This window comes from Nocardiopsis lucentensis DSM 44048, from assembly GCF_000341125.1.
GTDB classification, from domain to species: domain Bacteria; phylum Actinomycetota; class Actinomycetes; order Streptosporangiales; family Streptosporangiaceae; genus Nocardiopsis; species Nocardiopsis lucentensis.
Map to the genome: position 1 here is coordinate 1 of NZ_ANBC01000671.1, position 6,577 is coordinate 6,577.

Genomic DNA, 6,577 nt, shown 5'->3' on the forward strand with positions numbered 1-6,577 from the left:
CTCGCTCCTGTTCAGCCTGCTCGGGCTGATCACGGCACTGGCCATGGCGATGGTCTACGGAGTCGGCGGTGTGCTGGCGATCGGCGGCGCGTTCGAGGTCGGCACCCTGGTCGCGCTGACCACCCTCCTCGCCCGCCTGTACGGACCGGTGACGACGCTGTCCAACGTGCACGTGGAGATCATGACGGCGCTGGTCTCCTTCGACCGGGTCTTCGAGGTCCTCGACCTGGAGCCCGGCATCGAGGAGAGCCCGAACGCCCGACCGCTGCCGGACGGCGCGCTTCCCGTGGAGTTCGAGCACGTGTCGTTCCGCTACGCGGGTTCCGGGGAGCCCTCGGTCGCGTCCCTGGAGGCGACCCCGCAGGCGCTGGCCGACGGTGACACCCAGGTGCTCAGCGACGTCTCCTTCCGCGCCGAGCCCGGCACGATGGTGGCGCTGGTCGGCCCGTCCGGTGCGGGCAAGACCACGCTGACCCACCTGGTGTCACGGCTGTACGACCCGACCGGGGGCCGGGTCCTCGTCGGCGGACTCGACCTGCGTGAGGCGACCGGGGACTCACTCCGCGAGGCCGTGGGCGTGGTCACCCAGGACGCGCAGCTGTTCCATGACACGGTCGGCGCCAACCTGCGCTACGCCCGCCCGGAGGCCACCGACGCCGAACTGGAGGAGGCGCTGCGCAAGGCGCGGTTGGGGCCGCTGCTGGCACAGTTGCCGGGCGGCCTGGACACGATGGTGGGCGACCGCGGCTACCGGCTGTCCGGCGGCGAGAAGCAGCGGCTGGCGATCGCGCGGCTGCTGCTCAAGGAGCCGTCGGTGGTCGTGCTGGACGAGGCGACGGCGCACCTGGACTCGGAGTCGGAGGTGGCCGTGCAGGAGGCGCTGTCGGCCGCGTTGGCGGGGCGCACGTCGCTCGTGATCGCGCACCGGTTGGCGACCGTGCGGGAAGCCGACCAGATCCTGGTGATGGAGGACGGCCGGATCCTGGAACGGGGGACGCACGAGGAGCTGCTGGGGCTGGGCGGCCTGTACACGGCGCTGTACCGTACGCAGTTCGCCCCGCAGCGGGGATAGCGGGAGCCGAGGGGCGGAGGGGCCGGGAGGGGACTAGCGGTTCTTCTTCCCGCCCTTCTTGTCCTTCTTCCCCTTCTTCCCGCCGTCCCGCTTCTTCTCGCTCTTCTTGCCCTTCTTGTCCTTGGACGCCTCGCGGGTCTTCCCCGCGGCCTTGGCGGCCTTCTTCCCCGCCTTGCGCTCGGCCTTCTTGCGCTCCTTCTTGGCGTTCTTGGCGTTCTTGGACCTCTTGCGCTTCTTCGGCTTCTTGGCGTCCTTGGAGGTCACGCGGTCGACGAGCACGTCGGGCAGCGGAGCCAGCCCCGGACCTCCCCGGAAGATCCAGTCGTCGATCGCCTCGACGAGCGCGTCGTCGGTGATCTCGCCGAGCCACACCGGGCGGCCACCTGCGGCACGGCCCTCCTGCGAGGGCTGGACGACCACGACGTTGCCCTGGAAGCAGATCCCCAGGCACTTGCTGGTGCGTACGGGGACGGTCCGCCCCGACCGGTCGTCGATGGCGCTGAGCCGGGCCAGCTGCGCCTTGTGGTCGACGCCCGGCACCTTCTTCTTCCTACCGCAGCAGCAGCCGCGGCAGACCGTGAGCTGGCAGGGTCGCCCGCCGAGTTCGCCCACACCTGCACCGCCTCACATTAGGTTCGCCTTACCTCACCAGCGTAACCTCGTGACGAAATAGGTCTGACCAGCGGATACAGGGTCTCATTCGGGCAGTCCGAGCGTGGGAGCGCCGAGGGGCGGGCCAGCGCGTCCGTGGACCCGCCGTGCCCGCCCCCGGGTGGGCGACACGCCTGCCTACTTGTCCCTGTCCTCCTCAGCACGCTTGCGCAGGTACTCCGTCGCGGCTCCGGCGCCCTTGTCGATCTTCTCGTCGTGGGCGCCGCCCGTGGCCTTCTTCGCGGCCTCGGCGGCCTTGTCGACGACCTTCTGCGCCTTGTCGGCGTTGTCGTCGACGGCCTTCTTCAGCCGGTCGAACGCATCTCCGGTACCGGACATGGAATCCCCCCTAGATCCGTCCTGCTCCTACCGCGATACCCGCTTCACCCGCCGTTCATGCGGAGAGCAGTGACACCGGCACGGTACGTACCGGACACACGCCTCAGATGCCCAGGACCACACGGGCGATGGAGAAGTAGATGATCAGTCCGGTGGCGTCGACCAGCGTCGCGACCATCGGCGAGGAGACGACCGCCGGGTCCACCCCGACCTTGCGCGCCAGCAGGGGCATGGACGATCCGATGATCGCCGCCCACGTGCACACCGCGATCACCGAGCAGGAGACCACCAGGGCGACGTCGAAGCCCACCAGGAGGGATCCGATCCCCAGCGCGAGCACGGCCAGGACGACACCGAGGAGGAGACCGACCCGGCCCTCCTTCCAGATCACCGCCGGGAGATCGCGTACGCGCACCTCGCCGACGGCCAGGGCCCGCACGATCGCGGTGGCCGACTGGGCGCCGACGTTACCGCCGGTCCCGATGAGCATGGGCACGAACATCGCCAGGGCGGTGACCGCCTCCAGAGTGTCCTCGAAGACCTGCATGACGTTGACGGTCAGGGTGGCCGCCACGATGAGCAGCATCAGCCACACCACCCGCGCCGCGACCAGGCGCACCACCCCGACCGAGACGTAGTGCTCGGCGACCGGACTGGCACCGGACTGGCGTGCCATGTCCTCGGAGTCGGCCGCCTCGATGACCTCCAGTGCGTCGTCGAACGTGAACAGGCCGACGAAGCGCTCCTCGGAGTCCACCACGGGCAGGGAGACCAGGTTGGCCTCCTGGATGAGGCGGGCGGCGTCCTCGACCGGCTCGGTGGCGCGCACACGCGGCGCGAGCACGTCGACGAGGTCCTTGAGCACCGTCTCGTCGTCGCTGATGACCAGGTCGCTGAGACTGACCGTGCCCATGAGGCGGCGGCCGTCGCTGACGACGGGGAGGGTGTAGATGGTCTCGGCGTCGGCGCCCTTGGCCCGTACGACCTCCAGCGCGCGGCCCACGGTCAGGTCCCGGTGGAGGATGACCGTCTCCGGGGTCATGTACCGGCCGACGGAGTCCTCCGGGTAGCCCAAGAGCGCCGCGGTCATCTTCCGTTCGGCGGGGCTCAGCCCGGCCAGGGCGCGGGTGGCGACCTTGGCGGGTGCCTCTCCGATGAGGCGGGCCCGGTCGTCCGGGTCCATCTCCTCCAGGAGTTCGTGGAAGGCGGTGTCCCGGAGTCCGCTGAGGACGATCTGCTGCTGACCGGGGTCGAGCTCCTCGAAGACCTCCAGCTCACGGTCCTTGTCCAGGAGCCGGAAGGGGATGATCGCGTCGTGGTCGGCCATGCGGGTGAGTTCGTCGGCGATCTCGTAGGGCCTGTGTTCGGCCAACCAGAGCCTGATGCCGGTCAGGTCGTTGTTCTCGACCAGTTCGTTGAGCTCGTCAGCGCGCTCGCCGTCTGCCATGCGAAGCACCCCCCTGCGTGTCCAACGCCGCGCGGGCACGCCCGCGGGCAGCCTGTGTCGTCTCGTCTCCTCCGGCGGGGCACCGCCTCCCCGCGCACGGGGACGGTCGGCCGCGCGTTCGCACGGCGGAGCCGAGGGGGCGGAGAGGGTGGGCACGGCGGCCCTGGGAGGGTCGTCGGCCGCGCCGGGATCGGAAGTCGGGTCGACCCTATCGCCCGGGGCGGCACGGGGCCGCACGCGAGGACCTCGGCGGGGGTGTCAGTCGCGCCAGAGGACGACCAGTGCGCAGTCGTCGTTCTTGTCCTTGCTGAGGACGTCGACGACCTCACCGGCGCCGGTCGCGAAGCCCTTCGCGACGACTGACTCGGCCGCGCCGAGGAGGCGGTCGATCCCCGCGTCGAGGTCCTCGCCGGGGGTCTCGATGAGGCCGTCGGTGCAGAGCATGATGGCGTCACCAGGCCTGAGCTTGCCCTCGACGGAGGTGTAGGTCATCTCCGGGATGACCCCGAGGACGACGCCCTTGGCCTCGGTGGTGCTCCACAGGCCGCAGCCGCTGTCGTAGTGCAGGGCGGGCGGGTGGCCGGCGGAGGCGATCTGGAACTCGCCCGTGTCCAGGTCCACGCTCAGGTGGACGGCCGTGACGAATCCCTCACCCGCGCCGTCGCGGATGAGGTAGTCGTTGCAGTGGGCGAGGAAGTCCCGGGTGGGCACGGCGCCGATGAGGCCGCTGAACGCGCCGGAGAGCATCAGCGCCCGGGTCCCGGCGTCCACGCCCTTGCCGGAGACGTCGACGACCGCCACGTCGAGCCGGTTCTCCCGGCGGTTGGAGACGACGAAGTCGCCGCCGAAGGACGACCCGCCCGCCTGGCGCAGGACCGCGGTGCGGCCCCAGCCCGCGGGCACCTCGGGCAGCCGGCCCTGGTGCCGCAGCCGGTCGCGCAGGTCCAGCAGCATCATCTCACCGCTGAGTCCCTGCACCCCGAGGCGCTCGCGTACCCCGGACAGCAGGTAGGACAGGACCGCGGTGACGCCGATGGTGACCAGCAGACCGGGGCCCACCTGGCCGAAGTCGAGCATGAACGCGACGAACAGGAGCACGGCCGCGACGACGGTGAACAGGAAGGCGAGACTCTTGCGCTTGAGCAGGAGACCGCCCGCGAGGACGGTGAGGATCGTCGAGCTGGGCGGGAACCAACCGGTGGGACCCCATACGGCGCCCACCCCGATCCCGACCGCGAGGGTGACCAGGGTGATGAGCACGAGCCGGTACCGGAAGAGCACCTTGCGCCGGAGCACCGCTACGAGCCGCTGCGTGGTCGTACGCAGCAGCCGGGTGGTCTTGGCGGTCGGTGTGGGCTTCATGTGTCCCCTGGATCGGCACTCCCGCGGGCACGCGGGCGGTTCGGTTCTCGGTCGGTACGGCCCGACGGAGGCGGAGGCTCTCGGTACGGGGCCGGGCGGTGGTCGGGTGCGGGGCACGCCCTGATCTCCGTGGCCGGGGGGCGGCGCCGTCGTCGCCGCGCCGCGGACGATGCGAGGCCGGCCACTGTGCACGAACTGTAGCGCGGGGGCGCGAACGTGGCACGTGCAACCAGCGGTGTTCTCTCCCATAACCACAGGTTTAGGTTGAACCGATAACCGAGAGTAGGGTTTCGGCCGCTGTTCCTCCAGGAAGCTGGTGGGTTTTCCGGGACGATCATCCTCTCTCGGACAGGACCGTCCGACCGGGCCTTGTCCGAGGTGAGGCACGCGAGCCCGGGCACGGACGCGCCCCCGCGCCGGGGCGGCGCGGGGGCGGACCGGACCGGGTACTTACGGAAGGGGCGGGAGTTCGCCGGAGTCCTCGTAGGCGGAGAGCATCCCGATGCGACGGGTGTGCCGTTCCTCGTCGCTGTAGGGCGTGGAGAGGAACACCTCCACGAAGCGGGTGGCCTCCTCCAGGGAGTGCATCCGGCCGCCGACGCCGAGCACGTTCGCGTCGTTGTGCTCGCGCGCCAGGCGGGCGGTGTCCTCACTCCAGGCCAGGGCGGCGCGAACGCCCTTGACCTTGTTGGCGGCGATCTGCTCGCCGTTGCCCGATCCCCCGATGACGACGCCGAGCGAACCCGGGTCGGAGGCGACGCCCTCGGCGGCGCGCAGGACGAAGGGCGGGTAGTCGTCCACGGCGTCGTAGAACGCCGGCCCGGCGTCGACGACCTCGTGCCCGCGCTCCTTCAGCCAGGAGACGAGGTGTTCTTTGAGCTCGAAGCCCGCATGATCTGATCCAAGGTAAACACGCACGTGCACAGTCTGGCAGGTCACGCGGGCGGCGAGCACCGCGCCCCGCCCCCTCCGGCGTGGACGGGGCGGGGCGCGGAGTGTTCCGGAGGGTCCCCTCAGGAGGTGGCGGCGGCCGCGACGCTCAGGCCGAGGGCGGCGAAAAGCGCCATGGAGACCAGGGCGATCAGGTTGTACACCACCATGGACTTGACGTCCTTGGCGAGGGGTCCTGCCTTGGAGACCGCGGGCTTGTTGCTCAACTCACACCTCGATTGGATTCGACCAGGGGATGTCCGGTCCGCATCTTTCCACACCCCACAACGCGCCGATCACCGGGGCCGATTCCTCGCGCACCGGATCCGGTCGTGTGAACCTGGGCATATCCGCCCAGGTGAGAGCCGGAACCACGGTCAGAGCTGGACCGACTTGATCTCGCAGAACTCGTCGAGACCGGCCAGGCCCCACTCGCGTCCGTTGCCGGAACGCTTGTAACCGCCAAAGGGCGCGCGCGGGTTGAGCGCACCGCCGTTGACCTCGACCTGTCCGGCGCGCAGCCGCCGGGCGACGGCCAGGGCCCGGTCGGGATCGCCCGACCAGACGGCCGCGTTGAGCCCGTACACCGTGTCGTTGGCGATGGCGACCGCCTCCTCCTCCGTGTCGTAGGGGATGAGGGCGAGCACCGGACCGAAGATCTCCTCCTGGGCGATGCGCATGTCACCTCGCACATCGGCGAAGACGGTCGGACTGACGTAGTAGCCGCGCCCACGCCCCTCGACCGGGTCGGCGCCGCCGGTGACCAGGCGGGGGCC

At 70.4% G+C, this 6,577-nt stretch carries 8 protein-coding genes; 1 reads left to right on the plus strand and 7 read right to left on the minus strand.

The window, feature by feature from the left end; translation table 11 throughout:
- Positions 1-1,072 (plus strand): ABC transporter ATP-binding protein (locus tag D471_RS0123590; RefSeq protein WP_017600901.1); only part of this gene is annotated, 1,072 nt, incomplete at its 5' end.
- A gap of 33 nt (positions 1,073-1,105) precedes the next feature.
- On the opposite strand, the gene D471_RS0123595 is transcribed toward D471_RS0123590, so the two are convergent.
- The 7 genes from D471_RS0123595 to D471_RS0123625 all read right to left on the minus strand — a co-directional run.
- Positions 1,106-1,684, minus strand: coding sequence for a hypothetical protein (locus D471_RS0123595; protein ID WP_040690877.1), 579 nt, complete (start codon positions 1,682-1,684; stop codon positions 1,106-1,108).
- 177 nt (positions 1,685-1,861) lie between these two features.
- Positions 1,862-2,062 carry an Rv0909 family putative TA system antitoxin gene (locus tag D471_RS0123600; protein ID WP_017600903.1) on the minus strand — a complete coding sequence of 67 codons (201 nt, stop codon included), beginning with the start codon at positions 2,060-2,062 and terminating at the stop codon, positions 1,862-1,864.
- A 103-nt stretch (positions 2,063-2,165) separates the two neighbouring features.
- Positions 2,166-3,509 carry a magnesium transporter gene (gene mgtE / locus D471_RS0123605; protein ID WP_017600904.1) on the minus strand — a complete coding sequence of 448 codons (1,344 nt, stop codon included), beginning with the start codon at positions 3,507-3,509 and terminating at the stop codon, positions 2,166-2,168.
- A 258-nt stretch (positions 3,510-3,767) separates the two neighbouring features.
- On the minus strand, positions 3,768-4,871 hold the full coding sequence (locus D471_RS0123610) for a PP2C family protein-serine/threonine phosphatase (protein WP_017600905.1): 1,104 nt from the start codon (positions 4,869-4,871) through the stop codon (positions 3,768-3,770).
- 450 nt (positions 4,872-5,321) lie between these two features.
- On the minus strand, positions 5,322-5,789 hold the full coding sequence (locus D471_RS0123615; RefSeq protein WP_026128010.1) for a ribose-5-phosphate isomerase: 468 nt from the start codon (positions 5,787-5,789) through the stop codon (positions 5,322-5,324).
- Between the two features lie 95 nt (positions 5,790-5,884).
- Positions 5,885-6,028, minus strand: a complete 144-nt coding sequence (locus D471_RS40970; RefSeq protein ID WP_017600907.1) for a hypothetical protein — start codon at positions 6,026-6,028, stop codon at positions 5,885-5,887.
- 150 nt (positions 6,029-6,178) lie between these two features.
- Positions 6,179-6,577, minus strand: a 399-nt coding sequence (locus tag D471_RS0123625; RefSeq protein WP_026128011.1) for an aldehyde dehydrogenase family protein, incomplete at its 5' end; no start/stop codon positions are given.

Coding starts and splice junctions, on each gene's coding strand:
- D471_RS0123600 (WP_017600903.1), bottom strand. CDS start 2,062: ATGTCCGGTACCGGAGATGCGTTCGACCGGCTGAAGAAGGCCGTCGAC.
- mgtE (WP_017600904.1), bottom strand. CDS start 3,509: ATGGCAGACGGCGAGCGCGCTGACGAGCTCAACGAACTGGTCGAGAAC.
- D471_RS0123610 (WP_017600905.1), bottom strand. CDS start 4,871: ATGAAGCCCACACCGACCGCCAAGACCACCCGGCTGCTGCGTACGACC.